This is a genomic window from Piscinibacter defluvii, from assembly GCF_004011805.1.
In the GTDB taxonomy this organism is placed as follows: Bacteria; Pseudomonadota; Gammaproteobacteria; order Burkholderiales; family Burkholderiaceae_C; genus Piscinibacter; species Piscinibacter defluvii.
In genome coordinates, this window is the sequence record NZ_ML137196.1 from 472,936 (window position 1) to 491,225 (window position 18,290).

General features: G+C 70.8%; 21 protein-coding genes. 18 read left to right on the plus strand and 3 right to left on the minus strand.

The genetic code is table 11. The features are described 5' to 3' along the window. Positions 1-18: 18 nt before the first annotated feature. Entirely contained in the window at positions 19-909 is an 891-nt protein-coding gene (locus tag D9C15_RS02125) for a MerR family transcriptional regulator (protein WP_240668253.1), read from the minus strand. 97 nt (positions 910-1,006) lie between these two features. On the opposite strand from D9C15_RS02125, the gene D9C15_RS02130 reads away from it, so the two are divergent. From D9C15_RS02130 to D9C15_RS02170, 9 genes are all read left to right on the plus strand, one after another. Next, positions 1,007-1,576 (plus strand): glutathione peroxidase, encoded by a 570-nt coding sequence (locus D9C15_RS02130; protein ID WP_240668254.1) that lies wholly within the window; start codon positions 1,007-1,009, stop codon positions 1,574-1,576. Positions 1,577-1,894: 318 nt separating this feature from the next. Beyond that, positions 1,895-3,196 (plus strand): NAD(P)/FAD-dependent oxidoreductase, encoded by a 1,302-nt coding sequence (locus D9C15_RS02135; protein ID WP_127995767.1) that lies wholly within the window; start codon positions 1,895-1,897, stop codon positions 3,194-3,196. Then, positions 3,193-3,960: a DUF1365 domain-containing protein gene (locus D9C15_RS02140; RefSeq protein WP_127995768.1), complete on the plus strand. Its 768-nt coding sequence runs from the start codon at positions 3,193-3,195 to the stop codon at positions 3,958-3,960. Before D9C15_RS02135 ends, D9C15_RS02140 begins: the two co-directional genes overlap by 4 nt. A gap of 9 nt (positions 3,961-3,969) precedes the next feature. Continuing rightward, complete coding sequence (locus tag D9C15_RS02145) at positions 3,970-5,190, plus strand: SAM-dependent methyltransferase (protein WP_127995769.1); 1,221 nt, start codon at positions 3,970-3,972, stop codon at positions 5,188-5,190. Positions 5,191-5,197: 7 nt separating this feature from the next. Further along, positions 5,198-5,758 (plus strand): chalcone isomerase family protein, encoded by a 561-nt coding sequence (locus tag D9C15_RS02150; RefSeq protein ID WP_127995770.1) that lies wholly within the window; start codon positions 5,198-5,200, stop codon positions 5,756-5,758. Continuing rightward, on the plus strand, positions 5,755-7,026 hold the full coding sequence (locus D9C15_RS02155) for an MFS transporter (RefSeq protein ID WP_127995771.1): 1,272 nt from the start codon (positions 5,755-5,757) through the stop codon (positions 7,024-7,026). The genes D9C15_RS02150 and D9C15_RS02155 overlap by 4 nt, the downstream gene beginning before the upstream one ends. Continuing rightward, complete coding sequence (locus D9C15_RS02160) at positions 7,023-7,571, plus strand: DUF3833 domain-containing protein (protein WP_127995772.1); 549 nt, start codon at positions 7,023-7,025, stop codon at positions 7,569-7,571. The genes D9C15_RS02155 and D9C15_RS02160 overlap by 4 nt, the downstream gene beginning before the upstream one ends. A gap of 9 nt (positions 7,572-7,580) precedes the next feature. Beyond that, entirely contained in the window at positions 7,581-8,354 is a 774-nt protein-coding gene (locus tag D9C15_RS02165) for an SDR family NAD(P)-dependent oxidoreductase (protein WP_127995773.1), read from the plus strand. A 23-nt stretch (positions 8,355-8,377) separates the two neighbouring features. Then, positions 8,378-8,791 (plus strand): nuclear transport factor 2 family protein, encoded by a 414-nt coding sequence (locus D9C15_RS02170; RefSeq protein WP_240668255.1) that lies wholly within the window; start codon positions 8,378-8,380, stop codon positions 8,789-8,791. Between the two features lie 9 nt (positions 8,792-8,800). Here the strand turns inward: D9C15_RS02170 and corA are convergent, their stop codons facing one another. Continuing rightward, positions 8,801-9,763 (minus strand): magnesium/cobalt transporter CorA, encoded by a 963-nt coding sequence (gene corA / locus D9C15_RS02175; RefSeq protein ID WP_127995775.1) that lies wholly within the window; start codon positions 9,761-9,763, stop codon positions 8,801-8,803. 346 nt (positions 9,764-10,109) lie between these two features. On the opposite strand from corA, the gene hpf reads away from it, so the two are divergent. The 3 genes from hpf (at position 10,110) to hprK (ending at position 12,104) form a co-directional block, all read left to right on the plus strand. Beyond that, complete coding sequence (gene hpf / locus D9C15_RS02180; protein WP_112188714.1) at positions 10,110-10,451, plus strand: ribosome hibernation-promoting factor, HPF/YfiA family; 342 nt, start codon at positions 10,110-10,112, stop codon at positions 10,449-10,451. 221 nt (positions 10,452-10,672) lie between these two features. After that, positions 10,673-11,143: a PTS sugar transporter subunit IIA gene (locus D9C15_RS02185; RefSeq protein ID WP_127995776.1), complete on the plus strand. Its 471-nt coding sequence runs from the start codon at positions 10,673-10,675 to the stop codon at positions 11,141-11,143. 10 nt (positions 11,144-11,153) lie between these two features. After that, entirely contained in the window at positions 11,154-12,104 is a 951-nt protein-coding gene (hprK, locus tag D9C15_RS02190; RefSeq protein ID WP_127995777.1) for an HPr(Ser) kinase/phosphatase, read from the plus strand. Between the two features lie 76 nt (positions 12,105-12,180). Here the strand turns inward: hprK and fur are convergent, their stop codons facing one another. After that, a complete protein-coding gene (gene fur / locus D9C15_RS02195; protein ID WP_127995778.1) occupies positions 12,181-12,609 on the minus strand; it encodes a ferric iron uptake transcriptional regulator in 429 nt (142 codons plus the stop codon). A 100-nt stretch (positions 12,610-12,709) separates the two neighbouring features. On the opposite strand from fur, the gene D9C15_RS02200 reads away from it, so the two are divergent. The 6 genes from D9C15_RS02200 (at position 12,710) to D9C15_RS02225 (ending at position 18,290) form a co-directional block, all read left to right on the plus strand. Then, complete coding sequence (locus D9C15_RS02200; protein WP_127995779.1) at positions 12,710-13,231, plus strand: outer membrane protein assembly factor BamE; 522 nt, start codon at positions 12,710-12,712, stop codon at positions 13,229-13,231. Continuing rightward, positions 13,228-14,034 carry a 4-hydroxy-tetrahydrodipicolinate reductase gene (gene dapB / locus D9C15_RS02205; RefSeq protein ID WP_127995780.1) on the plus strand — a complete coding sequence of 269 codons (807 nt, stop codon included), beginning with the start codon at positions 13,228-13,230 and terminating at the stop codon, positions 14,032-14,034. Before D9C15_RS02200 ends, dapB begins: the two co-directional genes overlap by 4 nt. Further along, positions 14,034-14,690 (plus strand): MotA/TolQ/ExbB proton channel family protein, encoded by a 657-nt coding sequence (locus D9C15_RS02210; protein ID WP_127995781.1) that lies wholly within the window; start codon positions 14,034-14,036, stop codon positions 14,688-14,690. Before dapB ends, D9C15_RS02210 begins: the two co-directional genes overlap by 1 nt. A 1-nt stretch (position 14,691) precedes the next feature. After that, positions 14,692-15,114, plus strand: a complete 423-nt coding sequence (locus D9C15_RS02215; protein WP_127995782.1) for an ExbD/TolR family protein — start codon at positions 14,692-14,694, stop codon at positions 15,112-15,114. A gap of 63 nt (positions 15,115-15,177) precedes the next feature. Continuing rightward, complete coding sequence (leuS, locus tag D9C15_RS02220; RefSeq protein ID WP_127995783.1) at positions 15,178-17,802, plus strand: leucine--tRNA ligase; 2,625 nt, start codon at positions 15,178-15,180, stop codon at positions 17,800-17,802. Then, the gene (locus D9C15_RS02225) at positions 17,799-18,290 is read left to right on the plus strand and encodes an LPS-assembly lipoprotein LptE (protein ID WP_127995784.1); all 492 of its coding nucleotides are present in this window, start codon (positions 17,799-17,801) and stop codon (positions 18,288-18,290) included. The genes leuS and D9C15_RS02225 overlap by 4 nt, the downstream gene beginning before the upstream one ends.

An 18,290-nucleotide genomic window follows, 5' to 3' on the forward strand; every position in this document is an offset into this window, starting at 1 on the left:
ACCGCGTCCTGCCGCGCCTCAGGGCCTTGCCGTGGTCTGCCGCCAGCGCTGCAGGCCGGCCCCGATCTGCTCCAGCTCGGCGATCGCGGTGACGCCAGGCACCGGGCACCGGTGCAGCACCGGTGCGGCGCCGCCGGCCCACAACGCCATGCGCGAGGGCAGGCGGCTGCGCAGCTCGGCGAGCCCGTCCACCACCTGGCCCGGGTTCATGCAGCCGCTGAAGCTGAGCGCCACGATGTCGGCCGCAAGCGCCTGGGCCGCCAGCACGATGTCCCACAGCGGGGTGGCCACGCCCAGCGAGGTGACCGCGGCACCGTCGAGCGTGAACAGGGCCTCGGCCATCAGCAGCCCGAGGCCGTGCGGCTCGCCGGGGAAGGTGGTCAGCAGCACCCGCGGCCGGTCGACCGTCCGTCCCGCGGGCAGCGCGGCCACCGCCTCGCGCAGCACCAGCTGGATCGACTCGGTGTACAGGTGCTCCTCGAACACCTGCAGCTGGCCACGCATCCAGGCCTCGCCGACCTGCGTATTCAGCGGCGCGACCAGCTCGGTGACGAACCGGGCCAGCCCGAGGCGGCTGCGCCGCTCGCGCAGGCGGCGCCGCAGCGCGGCCACGTCGTGCGCCCGGATCAGCTCCAGGAAGCCGTCGGTGCCTGCGCGCCGCGGCGTGGATGCCGCGGCCTCGTCCTGCAGCGCGACCAGCGCCGCGATGTCCAGCCGCGCCAGCTGCCCGGGCCGGCCACCGCGCTCGACCAGGCGCTTGAGCAGGCGCAGCTTGTGCACCTGTTCGGCCGGGTACAGGCGCTCACCCGAGTCGCTGCGCACGGGCTGCGGAAAGCCGTAGCGACGCTCCCAGGCGCGCAGCGTGTCCTTGCCGATGCCGGTGTCGCGCTCGACGGCAGCGATCGTCATGGGGAGATCGAGCGGAACGGTTCCGGCCTTCATGGAAGCCTCTGTTGTCCAAGACATGACCTTGCAGTCTTCAAGTGTACCGCTTAGTATCGATCACATGAAGACACCCCTCACCGCTGCCCTGGCGGGCCTCGCGATGGCGGCCGCGCCGGCGACCTGGGCCGCCCCGGCCGAATGCCCATCGCTCCTGGCGCGCCAGTTCCCGCGCCTGCAGGACGAGAAGCCCCAGGACCTGTGCCAGTACACCGGCCGCGTGCTGCTGGTGGTGAACACGGCCAGCTTCTGCGGCTACACGCCCCAGTACAAGTCGCTCGAGGCACTGTACGACCGCTACCGCGGCCGCGGCCTGGTGGTGCTCGGGTTCCCATCCAACGACTTCGGCAGCCAGGAGCCGGGCGATGCGAAGCAGATCGCCGAGTTCTGCGAGAACACCTATGGCGTGCGCTTTCCGATGTTCGCCAAGACCCGTGTGGCCGCTTCGGCCGGTTCGGCGCAGAACCCGTTGTTCGGCGAGTTGGCCCGGCGCACCGGCCAGGCGCCGCGCTGGAACTTCCACAAGTACCTGGTGGCGCGCGACGGCCAGGCCGTCAGCTCGTTCGCGAGCGACGTGGACCCCGCGGATCCGGCCTTCGCGGCGCGCATCGAAAAACTACTCGATGCAAAGTGAATACCGATCGGTTATGATTAATACTGTTCAGTTCAAGCGGAACAGCCAGATGCATTTCGAGATCTTCTCGGCACCAATGCCCGCCAACGGCAGGGAACTTGCCGCCAAGAGCGAGTCCAAGGTGGCGTGGCCGGGTGATCGGAGTGCCGGCCGAGCGAGTTTTCTGTTGCGGAGCCTCCTGCTTCGGCAGGCTGAAATCCCCGGGCGGTTCTCCTCCTCCCTCCCTCCTCCCTCCTTCGCCCGGGGGCGCTCCGCAGCATTCTTCCTTCCGACCGATGCCGCCTGGGGCGGCATCGGTCCGTCCCCCGGGGGCGCGCGATGCGCCGCATAGCCGTCGTCGGCTCCGGCATCGCGGGGCTGGGCGTTGCCCACGGCCTGCGCGGACAGGCCCGGGTGTCGCTCTTCGAGGCGGGCGACTGGTTCGGCGGCCACACCCACACCGTCGATGTCACGCTCGATGGCGTGACCCACGGCGTCGACACCGGCTTCCTGGTGCTCAACGAACGCACCTACCCGAACCTGCTGGCGCTGTTCGCCGAACTCGGCATCGCGCTGGCGCCCTCGGACATGTCGTTCTCGGTCCAGGTCCCCGGGCATGCCCTCGAATGGAGCGGCTCGAACCTCGCGACCGTGTTCGCGCAGAAGCGCAACCTGCTGCGCCCGCGCTTCTGGGGCATGCTCGCCGACCTGCTGCGCTTCAACCGCGTGGCCAGCGCCATCGCCGAGGCCGGCCGCGAGGAGGAACTCGCCGAGCCGCTGGGCGACTTCCTGACGCGCCAGCGCTTTGGCGCGGCGTTCCGCGACTGGTACCTGCTGCCGATGCTGGGCTGCATCTGGTCCTGCCCCACCGACCAGATGCTGCGCTTCCCGGTGGCCACGATGATCCGCTTCTGCCACAACCACGGGCTGATCCAGGTGGCGACCCGGCCGCGCTGGTTCACCGTGCGCGGCGGCGCACGCCAGTACGTCGAGAAGATCGTCGCCGCGGTGCCGGATGCGCGGCTGCGCACGCCGGTGCGGCGGGTGCGGCGCGTGCCGCCGGGCAGTGGTGCGGCGGGCGTGTGGGTCGCCACCGACCGCGGCGAGGAACGTTTTGACGAACTCGTGCTCGCCTGCCACACCGACCAGGCACTCGCGCTGCTGGCCGACGCGAGCGAGGCCGAACGGGCCGTGCTCGGCGCGATCCGCTACCAGCCCAACCGGGCCGTGCTGCACACCGACACGCGCGTGCTGCCGCAGCGCCGCCCGGCCTGGGCCGCCTGGAACTACCAGCGCGCGGCCGACGATTCGCGCGAGCAGGCGGCCGTGTGCCTGCACTACCTGCTCAACAAGCTGCAGCCGCTGCCCTTCAGCACGCCCGTGCTGGTGTCGCTCAATCCGACCACCCCCATCGACCCGGCCCGCATCGTCGGCGAGTGGCAGTACGACCACCCGGTGTTCGACCTCGCCGCGATCGAGGCGCAGAAGCGCGTGCCGCAGATCCAGGGCATCGCGCACACCTGGTTCTGCGGTGCCTGGACGCGCTACGGCTTCCACGAGGACGGACTGCGCTCCTCGCTCGCGGTGCTCGAGGGCCTGCGCGGCCGCGGCGTGATCGGCGCGCAGCAGGAGGCGGCGTGAGCACCAGCGCGCCGCTGGCCGAACCACAGCTCGGCATCGGGCAGGTGCGCCATGCGCGCCTGCGCCCGGCGCTGAACCGATTCGCCTACCCGACCTGGTTCCTGCTGCTGCCGATGCGGCGACTGCGCGCCCAGCCGCACGCGGCGCTGGCGCGCAACCGCACCGCGCTGGTCAGCTTCCACGACCGCGACCACGGCGACGGCCGCGCCGACTGCCTGGCCTGGCTCGACGAGCTGCTGCTGCGCGAAGGCGTGCACGACGCCAACGGCGAGGTCTGGCTGCACACCTACCCGCGCGTGCTCGGCTACGCCTTCAAGCCGGTGAGCTTCTGGTACTGCGAGCGCGCCGACGGCTCGCTCGCGGCCATCGTCGCCGAGGTCAACAACACCTTCGGCGAGCGCCATTGCTACCTGCTGCAGGGGCCGCAGCTCGGCTACGGGCGCGAACTGCGCGCGGCCAAGGTGTTCCACGTCTCGCCGTTCTGCTCGGTCGAGGGCGACTACCGCTTCCGCTTCATGCGCACGCCCGGGCGCACAGTGGCGCGGGTCGACCACCACGACGGCGCCGGCGCGCTGCTGCAGACCAGCGTCTCCGGCGCGCTCGCGCCGCTCACGCCGGCGCGAGCGCGCCAGGCCTTTTTCGGCATGCCGCTGATGACCCTCGGCGTGATCGCGCGCATTCACTGGCAGGCGCTGCGGCTGTGGGTCAAGCGCGTGCCCTTCTTCTCCAAACCGCCCGCCCCCGGGCAATTCGTCACCCGCTGAGCCGTCCCCATGAACAGCATCACCGGCGTCGCCCTGCCGACCCTGCCCGAGTCGGCACCGCCCGCGGCGCGGGCCGTGTTCCACCTCCTGCGCGGCCTGCGCCACGGCAGCCTGGACGTGCAGCTGCCCGACGGCGGCAGCCTGCACTTCGGCGCGCTGCGCGAGGGCGAGCCGCGTGCCGCGATCCGCCTGCGCAACTGGAAGGTCTGCGCGGCGGCGCTGAAGTCCGGCGACATCGGCTTCGCCGAGAGCTACATCGCCGGCGACTGGACCTCGCCGGACCTGACCACGCTGCTGACGCTGTTCGTCGCCAACCGCGACGCCGTCGAGCAGGTGATCTACGGCCGCTGGTGGGGCTCGCTGCTGTACCGCGCGCGGCACCTGTTCAACCGCAACTCGCGCGGCGGCAGCCGCAAGAACATCCACGCCCACTACGACCTGGGCAACGATTTCTACCGGCTCTGGCTCGACCCGACCATGAACTACAGCAGCGCCTGGTTCGAAGGCGAGCGTTCGGGCGACATGGTGGCCGCGCAGCACGCCAAGGTGCGCCGCGCGCTGCGCCAGTGCGGCGTGCAGCGCGGGCAGCGCCTGCTCGAGATCGGCTGCGGCTGGGGCGCGCTGGCCGAGACCGCGGCGCGCGAGTTCGGCGCGCGGGTCACCGGCGTGACGATCTCGACCGAGCAGCTCGCCTGGGCCCGCGAGCGCGTCGCCGCGCTCGAGCCGGCGCCGGACCTGCGCTTCCAGGACTACCGCGACATCGCCGACGGTCCGTACGACGCGATCGCCTCGATCGAGATGTTCGAGGCCGTCGGCCGCGAGTACTGGCCGGGCTTCTTCGCCACCGTGCAGCGCCAGCTCAGGCCGGGCGGGCGCGCCTGCATCCAGAGCATCACGATCCGCGACGACCTGTTCGAACGCTACGTGAAGTCGACCGACTTCATCCAGCAGTACATCTTCCCCGGCGGCCTGCTGCCCAGCCGCAGCGCCTTCCGAGCGGCGGCCGGGCAGGCCGGGTTGCGCGTGGTCGACGAGTTCGAGTTCGGGCTCGACTACGCCGAGACGCTGCGCCGCTGGCGCGAACGCTTCCTGGCCGAGGAGCCGCGCGTGCGCCAGCTCGGCTTCGACACCCGCTTCGTGCGCATCTGGGAGTTCTACCTCGCCTACTGCGAGGCGGCCTTCGCCACGGGCAACACCAGCGTCGTGCAGTTCACGCTGCAGCGCGACTGAGCGAGCCATGACCACCCGACGTGCCTGCCTGATCGGCCTGGCGCTGGCGCCGCTCGCGGCCCGGGCGCGCCGCGCGACGCCCGCCACCGTGCCCGCCGAGGTGGCGGCCGAACTGCCGGGGGCACGGCTGCAAGGCAGCGGCCGGCTCACCTTCTTCGGACTGCAGGTCTACGACGCTCGGTTGTGGGTGCGCGAGGGTTTCGATGCGGCGCGCTTCGAGCAGCAGCCCTTGGCGCTCGAGCTCGAGTACGCCCGCACGCTCTACGGCCGGCTGATTGCCGAACGCAGCCTGGAGGAGATGAAACGCCTGGGCGATGTCGACGACGCGCTGCAGCAACGCTGGCTCGACGAGATGAAGCGCATGTTCCCGGACGTGACCAAGGGCGACCGCATCACCGGCGTGCACCAGCCGCTCGAGGCGGCGCGCTTCTTCGTCAACGGCCGCCTGCGCGGCGAGGTGCGCGATGCCGAGTTCGCGCGCCGCTTCTTCGCCATCTGGCTCGGCCCGCAGACCTCCGAGCCGGCGCTGCGCCTGGCGCTGCTCGGCGGCCCGGGCACGCGATCGTGAGCAGCCTGGCCGTGCCGCTCGCCCGGTCGACCTGGCGCGACGGGCTCGCCTACGGCGCACCGGGACTGCCGCTGGCCTTCGTCGCACTGCCACTGTACGTGATCCTGCCGAACCACTACGCGACGCAGTTCGGCGTGCCGCTGGCCGCGCTCGGCGCGGTGCTGCTGGCCGCGCGCGTGCTCGACGCGGTGGCCGACCCGCTGATCGGCCGGGCCGCCGACGCGCTGTTCACCCGCTCGGCCCGGCACGCGTGGCTGGCGGCGGCGGCGGCGGCGGTGCTGCTGGCGCTCGGCTTCCGGGCCCTGTTCTTCCCGTCGGTCAACGGCACCGCGGCGCTGCTGGCCTGGTGCGCCGCGGCGCTCGTCGTCACCTACCTCGCCTACAGCGTGGTCAGCGTGATCCACCAGGCCTGGGGCGCCCGGCTCGGCGGCGACGCGGCCGGCCGGGCGGGCATCGTCGCCTGGCGCGAGGGCCTGGCGCTGATCGGCGTGCTGCTGGCCAGCCTGCTGCCCTCGCTGGCCGGGCTGGAGGCGAGCACGCTGCTGTTCGCACTGCTGCTGCTGGCCGCCCTGGCCGCGCTGGCCCGGGCGCCGCAGCCGCCCGCCGCGGCGCCCGGCGCGCCCGGCGCGTCGATGGCCCTGCCGTTCGCGTCGGGCGACTTCCGCCGGCTGCTCGCGATCTACCTCGTCAACGGCATCGCCGGCGCGGTGCCGGCCACGCTGGTGCTGTTCTTCATCCGCGACCGGCTCGAGGCGCCGGCCTGGGAGCCGCTGTTCCTGGCCGCCTACTTCGCCGCCGCAGCGCTGTCGATTCCCCTCTGGGTGCGGCTGGTGAAGCGCTTCGGGCTGGCGCGCAGCTGGCTCGCCGGCATGTTGCTGGCGATCGGCGTGTTCGCCTGGGCCGCCGCACTCGGCCGCGGCGACACGCTCGCCTATGCCGCGGTGTGCATCGGCAGCGGCATCGCGCTGGGCGCGGACCTCACGCTGCCGGCGGCGCTGCTGGCCGGCGTGGTGCAGCGTGCCGGCCATGCCGGGCGGGCCGAGGGCGCCTACTTCGGCTGGTGGAACTTCGCCACCAAGCTCAACCTCGCGCTGGCCGCCGGCCTGGCGCTGCCGGCGCTGCAGGCGCTCGGCTACGCGCCGGGCAGCCGCGACGCCGCCGCGCTCGACGCCCTCACGCTGGCCTACGCGCTGCTGCCCTGCGCCCTCAAGCTCGGCGCGGCCGCGCTGCTCTACCTGCTCTGGATCCGCCCGGGGCGCGAACGATGAACCACCGACGCCTGTTCCTCGCGGCCGCGGCCGCATCCGCCCTGCTGGCCGGCTGCGCCTCTGCACCGACGCCGGCCGACTACGCCGCCGAGAAACCCGTGCTCGCGCTCGAGCGCTACTTCGACGGCCTGGTGCTGGCCCACGGCATCTTCACCGACCGCTCCGGCAAGGTGGTGCGCCGCTTCACGGTCCGCATGGACTGCACCTGGAAAGGCGACGAGGGCGTGCTCGACGAGGCCTTCACCTACAGCGACGGCTCGACGCAGCGCCGCGTGTGGCGGCTGAAGAAGCTGCGAGGCGCTGGAAACGAGGGCCGCTACACCGGCACCGCCGACGACGTGGTCGGCACCGCGCAGGGCCAGGCCGCCGGCAACGCCTTCCAGTGGGCCTACACGCTGCGCCTGCCGGTGGACGACAAGGTCTACGAGGTGCAGTTCGACGACTGGATGTTCCTGGTCGACGACAAGGTCATGCTCAACAAGGCGGTGATGAGCAAGTTCGGCATCCGCCTCGGCGAGGTGACGCTCGCCTTCACCAAACCCTGAAAGATGCGCATGCCCCTGAACCCCCGCATCGAGGACTGGAGCGGCCGCGTCGTCTGGCTGGTCGGCGCCTCGACCGGCATCGGCCGCGCCACCGCCGAGCTGCTGCACCAGCGCGGCGCGGTGGTGGTGGTCTCCGCGCGCAGCGGCGCCACCATCCAGGCCTTCGCGCACCAGCATGCCGGCAGCCTGGCGCTGCCGCTGGACGCGACCGACCGCGCCGCGATGCGCGCCGCGGCCGACGAGATCGTGCAGCGCTTCGGCCGACTCGACATGGCGGTCTACTGCGCCGGCCACTACAAGGCGATGCGCGCGACCGCCTTCGACCTCGACGACGCGATCCGCCACCAGCAGGTCAACTACGTCGGCGCGCTGCACCTGCTCGACGCGGTGCTGCCGCACCTGCTGCGCCAGAAGGCCGGGCACCTGAGCCTGGTGGCCAGCGTGGCGGGCTACCGCGGCCTGCCCAACTCGCTGGCCTACGGGCCGACCAAGGCGGCGCTGATCAACCTGGCGCAGACGCTGTACTTCGACCTGCAGCCGCAGGGCGTCGGCGTGTCGCTGGTCAACCCGGGCTTCGTCGAGACGCCGCTGACCTCGCAGAACCGCTTCACGATGCCGGCGCTCATCTCGCCGGTGCAGGCCGCCGCGGAGATCGTGCGCGGCTGGGAGGCGGGCCGCTTCGAGATCCACTTCCCGAAGCGCTTCACGCTGTGGCTGAAGGCGCTCAGCCACGTGGGCGACACGCTCTACTTCAAGGCGATCCGCCGCGCCACCGGACTGTGAACCAGCGTCACCCCGATGCGCGCGTGGCGCGCCTGGTGGACTTCTTCGAGGCACTCTCGCCCGGCGACGTGGTGCGCCTGCCGCGCTACTACGCCGCCGACGCGCGCTTCAAGGACCCGTTCAACGAGGTGCAGGGCGTGGCCGCGATCCAGCACGTGTTCACCCACATGTTCGAGGCGCTCGAGTCGCCGCGCTTCGTGGTGCACGACATCCTGGTGCAGGGCGACCAGTGTTTCCTGACCTGGGATTTCCTGTTCCGCATGCGCCGCTTCGCGCGCGGCGAGCAGGTGGTGCGCGGCGCCTCGCACCTGCGCTTCGACGCCCACGGGCTCGTCGCCCTGCACCGCGACTACTGGGACGCGGCCGAGGAACTGTACGAGAAGCTGCCCGCGGTCGGCGCGCTGATGCGCTGGTTGAAGCGGCGCGCGAACGCCTGACCCATCCGGTCAGCGCAGCCAGCCCTTGCGGCGGAAGTAGATGAACGGCGCGGCCACCGAGGCGATCATCAGCGCCAGCGCGAACGGGTAGCCGAAGCGCCAGTTCAGCTCCGGCATGGCCTGGAAGTTCATGCCGTAGATGCTGGCGATCAGCGTCGGCGGCAGCAGCGCGACGCTGGCCACGGAGAAGATCTTGATGATCTTGTTCTGGTTGATGTTGATGAAGCCGACCGTGGCGTTCATCAGGAAGTTGATCTTGTCGAACAGGAAGGTGGTGTGCGAGTCGAGCGAGTCGATGTCGCGCAGGATCTGGCGCGCCTCCTCGAACTGCTCGGCGTTCAGCAGCCGGCTGCGCATCATGAAGCTGACCGCGCGGCGGGTGTCCATCACGTTGCGGCGGATGCGGCCGTTCAGGTCCTCCTCGCGCGCGATCGCGGCCAGCGCCTCGGCAGCGACCTGGTCGTTCACGTCCTGCTTGAGCACCCGCGCGCTGACCGCCTCGAGGCTGTCGTACACACCCTCGAGCGCGTCGGCGCTGTACTCGGCGTCCGCGTCGTAGAGCTTGAGCAGCACGTCCTTGGCGTCCTCGATCAGCGCCGGGATGCGGCGCGCGCGCAGGCGCAGCAGGCGGAACACCGGCAGGTCCTCGCCGTGCACCGAGAACAGCACGTTCTTGAAGAGGATGAAGGCCACCCGCACGTTGCGCGAGCGCTCCTCGTCGTCGATCAGGAAGTCCGAGCGGATGTGCAGCTCGCCGTTGTCCTCCTCGTAGAAGCGGGCGGACTCCTCCAGGTCGTCGTCCACCACGTCCTGCGGGATGGTCAGGCCGAAGTGCTGCGAGATCCAGCCCTTCTCCTCCGGCGTGGGTGCGTCCAGGTCGACCCAGATCGGCTTCAGACCGGCGAGCGCGTCGAGGCTCTCGATCTCTTCCTGGAACAGCCGGCCATTGGCCAGCGTGAAGACGTTCAGCATGGAGGCTCCGTCGGCGAGCCGGCGCAAGGCGCCGGCGGACCTGGGTGCAACGGTGGGCTGGTGAAGGGCCGGGAACCGCCTCACTCCAGGCCGGGACCGCCAGGGAAGGCGGCCTGCCGGGAGCGGACGGTCACTGCGTAGGGGTGCTGTCCAACAACATCTCCGCGAGGGGACCAGCGCGCATTATTGCACCGTGACGCTTGGTGTCTCCCGCTTGTCACCCCGAGGGATAGCCGGCACACTGGCCTCGCCTACCCCGCCGCGGGAAGGCCCGAGACCCGCCCCCTCCCCGCTCCTCATCCCCCTGCATCCCCCGCGCTTTCTTCCCCCGCGAAAGGAGTCCTCGATGAACCTGACGATCAGCGGACATCACCTCGAGGTGACCCCGGCTTTGCGTGAGTATGTGCTCACGAAGCTGGAACGGGTCACACGACATTTCGACCAGGTGGTGGATGTCAACGTGCTGCTGACGGTGGAAAAGCTCAAGGAAAAGGAACGAAGGCAGAAGGCAGAGGTCACGCTGCATGTCAAGGGCAAGGACATCTTCGTCGAGCAGTCGCACGAAGACCTGTACGCGGCGATCGACCAGCTGATGGACAAGCTCGACCGGCAGGTCTGCCGCCACAAGGACAAGCTTCAGGACCATCACCATCTCGCGGCCAAGCGGATCGACGCCCCGGCGCCCTGATCCGGACTCACCCCGAGAAAGCGGCCCCTGCGGCCGCTTTTTGTTTGGCCGGCCCGCGAGCCGGGGGGCGAGGACCGTTGCTGCGACGCAGCACCAAGTGCAGAATGCTTCTCGCCCGCCCCCTCCGGTTGAACCCATCCGCAGGAGGCGACTCCATAATTCATGGCCCGGTCGACAACCCGTCGGCCGTCACGAGCCCCGGCTCCCGATTCGTTCCCACGATGAACCGTCTCGCCGCCATCCTGCCGCCCACCAACGTGCTCGTGGATGTCGATGCCACGAGCAAGAAGCGGGCTTTCGAGCAGGCCGGCCTGCTGTTCGAGAACCAGCACGCGATCGCGCGTGCCACGGTGGCCGACAACCTGTTCGCGCGCGAGCGCCTGGGCTCCACCGGCCTCGGCCACGGCGTGGCCATCCCGCACGGCCGCATCAAGGGCCTGAAGAATCCGCTGGCCGCGGTGCTGCGCGTGCAGCAGCCCATTCCCTTCGACGCCCCGGACGACGAGCCGGTCGTGCTGCTGATCTTCCTGCTGGTGCCCGAGGCAGCGACGCAGCGGCACCTGGAGATCCTCTCCGAGATCGCGGAAATGCTGTCCGACCGCGAGTTGCGCGAGCGGCTCAAGACCGAAGGCGATGCCGCCAAGGTGCACGAGCTGATCGCCAACTGGGAGCCGCTCAAGTCGGTCGCCTGACGCCGCCGCAGTGAAGCCCACCGTCATCAGCGCCGAGGCGCTGTTCGAGGAGCACCGGCAGGCCCTCCAGTGGGAATGGATCGCCGGGCACGCGCATCCGGAGCGGCGCTTCGACGAGGCCGCGGTGCGCAACGCGCAGTCGGCCGCCGACCTGGTCGGCTACCTCAACTACATCCACCCGTACCGCGTGCAGATCGTCGGCCGGCGCGAGGTGGCCTATCTCGGCGAGGCCACGCCGGAGGTGGCCGAACGCCGCATCTCGCGCATCGTCACGCTCGAGCCGCCGGTGCTGATCGTGGCCGACGGACAGGTGCCGCCGGACAAGCTGGTCGCGATGTGCGACCGGGCCGACATCCCGCTCTTCTCCACCGCCGAATCGGCCGGCCACGTGATCGACGTGGTGCGCGGCTACCTGAGCCAGCATTTCGCCGAGCGCACCACCCGCCACGGCGTGTTCATGGACATCCTCGGCCTGGGCGTGCTGCTGACCGGCGAGTCGGGCCTGGGCAAGAGCGAACTCGGCCTGGAGCTGATCTCGCGCGGCCACGGCCTGGTGGCCGACGACGCGGTCGACCTGTACCGCGTCTCGCAGACCTCGCTGGAGGGCCGCTGCCCGGAGCTGCTGCTCAACCTGCTCGAGGTGCGCGGCATCGGGCTGCTGGACATCAAGGCCATCTTCGGCGAGACCGCGGTGCGTCGCAAGATGCGGCTGAAGCTGATCGTCCACCTGGTGCGCAAGGAGACGATGGAGCGCGAGTTCGAGCGCCTGCCCTACGAGCCGCTGTACGAGGACATCCTCGACGTGCCGGTGCGCAAGGCGGTGATCGCGGTCGACGCGGGCCGCAACCTGGCCGTGCTGGTGGAGGCCGCGGTGCGCAACACCATCCTGCAGCTGCGCGGCATCGACACCTACCAGGAGTTCATCGAGCGCCACCAGAAGGCGATGCAGAAGCCGGAGTGACCTGGCCCCCCAGTCGCTTCGCTCCTGCCCCCGAGGGGCGCGGTCGGCCTTGGGGCGGCCCTGCGGCCGACCCCGCCTACTTGCCCCGGTGCGGGCAGGCCTTCTTGGTGCAGTTGGCGTACAGGGCCAGCGCATGGTCCTGCAGCTCGAAGCCGCGGGTCTGCGCGATGGACTTTTGGCGCTTCTCGATCTCCGGGTCGTAGAACTCCTCGACCCGGCCGCAGTCCAGGCACACCAGGTGATCGTGGTGCTTGCCCTCGTTGAGCTCGAAGACCGCCTTGCCGCTCTCGAAGTGGTTGCGCGACAGGATGCCGGCCTGCTCGAACTGCATCAGCACGCGGTAGACGGTGGCCAGGCCCACGTCCGCGCCCTCGGCCAGCAGGTGCTTGTAGACGTCCTCGGCGCTCATGTGGCGCTGCGTGCTGCGCTGGAACACCTCCAGCACCTTGATGCGCGGCAGCGTCGCCTTCAGGCCGCTGTTCTTGAGTTCGTCGGCGTGGCTCATGGGGGCTCGTCACGGGCCCGGCCGCGGAGGGCCGAACGCTAGAATGCGCCGATCATATCGAGGTTGCCCGCGCGGCCGCGCGGCCGTCCCCAGGCGCATCATGTCCTCTCGTCTCCTGCTCGCCGCCGGCTTGGCCGTGCTGGCCGGCTGCAGCTCGCTGCAGTCCTCGGACAACTTCCTCGGCGTGGTCACGCCCTATCGCGTCGAGGTGGTGCAGGGCAACGTCGTCACGCGCGAGCAGGCCGAGGCGGTGCGCGTCGGCATGAACCGCACCCAGGTGCGCGACATCCTCGGCTCGCCGCTGCTGACCGACGCCTTCCACGCCGACCGCTGGGACTACGTCTTCACGATCCGCCGCCAGGGCGCCGAGCCGCAGCTGCGCCGCGTGGTGGTGCGCTTCGACGGCGAGACGCTCAAGAGCATCGAGACCGGCGGCGATCTGCCCGCCGAGCGCGAGTTCGTCGCCTCGATCGACACCTTCAAGACCTCGCGCCAGGCGCCGCCGCTGGCGCTCAATGACGAGCAGCTCAAGGCCCTGCCGGTGCCGCGCAAGCCGCCCGCGGCGGAGCCGGAGCCGATCGGTCCGGCGCGCAGCTACCCGCCGCTGGAGGGCGCGCCGTGAGCGCGCTGCGCGTGGCCGTGGCCGGCGCGTCCGGCCGCATGGGGCGCATGCTGATCGAGTCGGTGCGCGGCAGCGCCGACCTCGTGCTCGGCGGCGCACTCGACATCCCCGGCAGCCCGGCGCTCGGCCAGGACGCCAGCGCCTTCCTCGGCAGCCCCTGCGGCGTGGCGATCACGTCCGACCTGCGCGCCGGCCTGGCCGGCTGCGACGTGCTGATCGACTTCACCCGGCCCGAGGGCACGCTCGCCCACCTGGCGGTCTGCCGCGAGCTCGGCGTGCGCGCGGTGATCGGCACCACCGGCTTCAGCGAAGCGCAGAGGGCGCAGATCGCCGAGCACGCGAAGGCCGTCGGCATCGTTCTGGCGCCCAACATGAGCGTCGGCGTCAACGTCGTGCTGAAGCTGCTCGACCTGGCCGCCCGCACGCTCAACGAGGGCTACGACATCGAGGTCGTCGAGGCGCACCACCGCCACAAGGTCGATGCCCCCAGCGGCACCGCGCTGAAGATGGGCGAGGTGCTGGCGCAGGCGCTCGGCCAGGAGCTAAAGGACTGCGCCGTCTACGCCCGCGAGGGCATCACCGGCGAGCGCCGCGCCGGCAGCATCGGCTTCGCCACCGTGCGCGGCGGCGACATCGTCGGCGACCACACCGTGCTGTTCGCCGGCACCGGCGAGCGCGTGGAGATCCGCCACCAGGCCACCAGCCGGGCCAACTTCGCCCAGGGCGCGCTGCGCGCGGCGCGCTTCCTGGCCGGCCGCGGCCCCGGGCTGTACGGCATGGACGAGGTGCTGGGCCTGCGCTGATGGAGGGCCTGGCCCATTTCTGGGAGCAGGGCGACGCGATCACGCGCGGGGTGGCGGCGCTGCTGCTGCTGATGTCGGTCAGCGCCTGGGTGCTGATCTTCTGGAAGGGCTGGCTGCTGCGCCGTGTGCGGCACGACCTGGCGCGCGCGGTGCCGGCGTTCTGGGCCGCGCCCTCGCTCGAGGCGGCGCGTGCGCAGATGCCCGGATTCGACCGCGAGGGCGTGCTGCGGCCGCTGCTGGAGGCGGCGGTCGCGCAGCCCTCCGGCACCTCGCTCGAGTCGCACGGGCGGCTCGCCTCGCAGCTCACGCGCCGGCTGCGCGACGCGCTGCATGCGGTGCTGGCCCAGCTGCAGTTCGGCCAGGTGCTGCTCGCCTCGATCGGCAGCACCGCACCCTTCGTCGGCCTGTTCGGCACGGTCTGGGGCATCTACCACGCGCTGGTGGGCATCTCGGCGGCCGGCACCATCACGATCGAGAAGGTCTCGGGCCCGGTCGGCGAGGCGCTGGTGATGACGGCGGCCGGCCTGGCCGTCGCCATCCCCGCCGTGCTGGCCTACAACGTCTTCGGCAAGCTGGTGGGCGCCTGCGAGGCGGATCTCGAAGGCTTCGCGCACGATCTGCGCGAGATGCTCGCCGACACCGCCTCCGAGAGCTGACATGGCCTTCGGCCGCCTCGAGCGCACCCCCGGCCCGCAGCCGATGAGCGACATCAACATGACGCCGCTGATCGACGTGATGCTGGTGCTGCTGGTGATCTTCATGATCACGGCGCCGCTGCTGAGCGCCTCGCTGAAGCTGGACCTGCCGCAGGCCGAGGGCGCGCAGCCGCCCGGCGAGGCCGTGCCAGCCCTGCTGCTGTCCATGGACGCCGACGGCGCGCTCTTCCTCGGCGACGAACGCATCGACGAGGCCACGCTGCGCGAGCGTGCCGCCGCGCTGGCCCGCGCCAACCCGCAGGCCGAGCTGCAGCTGCGCGCCGACCGCCGCGTGCCCTATGGCCGCGTCGCCGGTCTGATCGGCCTGGTGCAGCAGGCCGGGCTGAGCCGGATCGCCTTCGTCGCCGAGCCGCCGGCGCGCTGACCGGCGGGCGCAGGCCCGGTTTCTATAATCGCAGGCCAACTCCGACGCGCCGCTGCGCACGCCATGAGCCCCGACTTCAAACCCAGCGAGATCGAGCGTGCCGCACAGGCCGCGTGGCGTTCCGCCGACGCGTACCGCGTGACGGAGGACCCGCGCAAGCCGAAGTTCTACGCCTGCTCGATGCTGCCCTACCCCAGCGGCAAGCTGCACATGGGGCATGTGCGCAACTACACCATCAACGACATGCTCGCGCGGCAGCTGCGCATGAAGGGCATGAACGTGCTGATGCCGATGGGCTGGGACGCCTTCGGCCTGCCGGCCGAGAACGCGGCGATGAAGAACCGGGTCCCGCCGGCGAAGTGGACCTACGAGAACATCGCCCACATGAAGGGCCAGATGATGGCCATGGGCCTGGCCATCGACTGGAGCCGCGAGGTCGCGACCTGCTCGCCCGAGTACTACAAGTGGAACCAGTGGCTGTTCCTGCAGATGCTCAAGGCCGGCATCGCCGAGCGCCGCACGCAGGTGGTCAACTGGGACCCGGTCGACCAGACCGTGCTGGCCAACGAGCAGGTGATCGACGGCCGCGGCTGGCGCTCCGGCGCGCTGGTCGAGAAGCGCGAGATCCCGGGCTACTACCTGAAGATCACGCAGTACGCGCAAGAACTGCTCGACCACGTGCAGCAGCAGCTGCCCGGCTGGCCGGAGCGGGTGCGGCTGATGCAGGAGAACTGGATCGGCCGCAGCGAGGGCGTGCGCTTCGCCTTCCCGCACCACATCGCCGGCGCCGATGGCCAGCTCATCGGCGGCGGCCGCATGTACGTCTTCACGACGCGCGCCGACACCATCATGGGCGTCACGTTCTGCGCCGTCGCGCCCGAGCACCCGATCGCGCTGCACGCGGCGCAGCGCGACCCGAAGGTCGCCGCCTTCCTCGAGGAATGCAAGGCCGGCGGCACCACCGAGGCCGAACTCGCCACGCTCGAGAAGAAGGGCGTGCCCACCGGGCTGACGGTGGAGCACCCGCTGACACACGAGCCGGTGCCGGTGTGGGTGGGCAACTACGTGCTGATGAGCTACGGCGACGGCGCGGTGATGGGCGTGCCGGCGCACGACGAGCGCGACTTCGCGTTCGCCAAGAAGTACGGCATCGACATCCTGCAGGTGGTGCATGTCGACGGCGAGCACTACGACTACGAGCGCTGGCAGGAGTGGTACGCCGACAAGGAGCGCGGCGTCACGATCAATTCCGACCTGTACAGCGGCCTGCCCTACGCACGCGCCGTCGATGCGGTGGCCAAGGCGCTGCATGCCAAGGGCCTGGGCGAGAAGAAGGTCACCTGGCGGCTGCGCGACTGGGGCATCAGCCGCCAGCGCTACTGGGGCACGCCGATCCCGATCATCCACTGCGACGACTGTGGCGCGGTACCGGTGCCCGAGCGCGACCTGCCGGTCGTGCTGCCGGAAGACCTGATCCCGGACGGCTCGGGCAACCCGCTGAACAAGTGCGAGAGCTTCCTGAAGGTGGCCTGCCCGCAGTGCGGCCAGCCCGCGCGCCGCGAGACCGACACGATGGACACCTTCGTGGACAGCTCGTGGTACTTCATGCGCTACTGCGACCCGAAGAACGACCTGGCGATGGTCGGCGCGGGCACGCAGTACTGGATGCCGATGGACCAGTACATCGGCGGCATCGAACACGCCATCCTGCACCTGCTGTACGCGCGTTTCTGGACCAAGGTGATGCGCGACCTGCACCTGGTGAAGGTCGACGAGCCCTTCACGCGCCTGCTGACGCAGGGCATGGTGCTGAACCACATCTACTCGCGCAAGGGCGAGAAGGGCGGCATCGAGTACTTCTGGCCGCACGAGGTGGAGAACACCTTCGACGCGGACGGCAAGGTCACCGGCGCGAAACTCAGGAGCGACGGCTCGGCCGTGACCTACGAGGGCGTGGGCACGATGTCGAAGTCGAAGAACAACGGCGTCGACCCGCAGGAGCTGATCGACCGCTACGGCGCCGACACCGCGCGGCTGTTCGTGATGTTCGCCTCGCCGCCGGAGCAGACGCTGGAGTGGAACGACGCCGGCGTCGAAGGTGCGAACCGCTTCCTGAAGCGGCTGTGGAACTTCGGCGCGAAGAACGCGGAAGCGATCCGCGGCGCCGGCGCGCCGGACCATGCCGCGCTCGATGCCGATGCCAAGGCGCTGCGCTACGAGCTGCACTCGGTGCTCAGGCAGATCGGCTACGACTACGAGCGCATGCAGTACAACACCGTCGTCTCCGGGGCGATGAAGCTGCTCAACGCGCTCGAGGGCTTCAAGGGCCAGGCGCCGGCGCTGCTGCGCGAGGGCTTCGGCATCCTGCTGCGCGCGCTCTACCCGGCCTGCCCGCACACCACCTGGGTGCTGTGGAACGAGCTCGGCTACGCCAAGCCGCTGGGCGACCTGCTCGACGCGCCCTGGCCCGAGCCCGACCCGGCCGCGCTGGCGCGCGACGAGATCGAGCTGATGCTGCAGGTCAACGGCAAGCTGCGCGGCGCGATCCGCGTGCCGGCTGGCGCCGACAAGAGCGCCATCGAGGCGATCGCGCTGCAGAGCCCGGACCTGCACAAGTTCTCGGTCGGCCTGGCGATCAAGAAGGTGATCGTGGTGGCCGGGCGGCTGGTCAACATCGTGGTCGGATGAGGATCACGCGGCGCACGCTGCTGGCCGCCGCCGCCGTGCTGCCGGCCGCCTGCGGCTTCGAGCTGCGCCGTGCGCCGGAGCTGCGCTTCAAGACCGTCGCGCTGAGCGGCTTCGGGCCGAACTCGCTGCTGGCCGCCGAGCTGCGCGACAGCATCGCCGCCAGCCGCACCACGCAGGTGGTCGAGTCGCCGCTGCAGGCGCAGGTGGTGCTCGAGTCGCTGACCGACAACCGCGAGAAGAGCGTGGTGGCCAGCACCGCGGCCGGCCAGGTGCGCGAGCTGCAGCTGCGCTCGCGCTTCAAGTTCCGCCTGCGCACGCCGGCCGGGCGCGAGCTGATCCCCGAGACCGAGATCCTGCTCAGCCGCGACCTCAGCTACAGCGAGACCGCGGCCCTGGCCAAGGAGCAGGAGGAGGCCTTCCTGTACCGCGCGATGCAGGGCGACATCGTCGCGCAGGTGATGCGTCGCCTGGCGTCGGTCAGCCTGTAG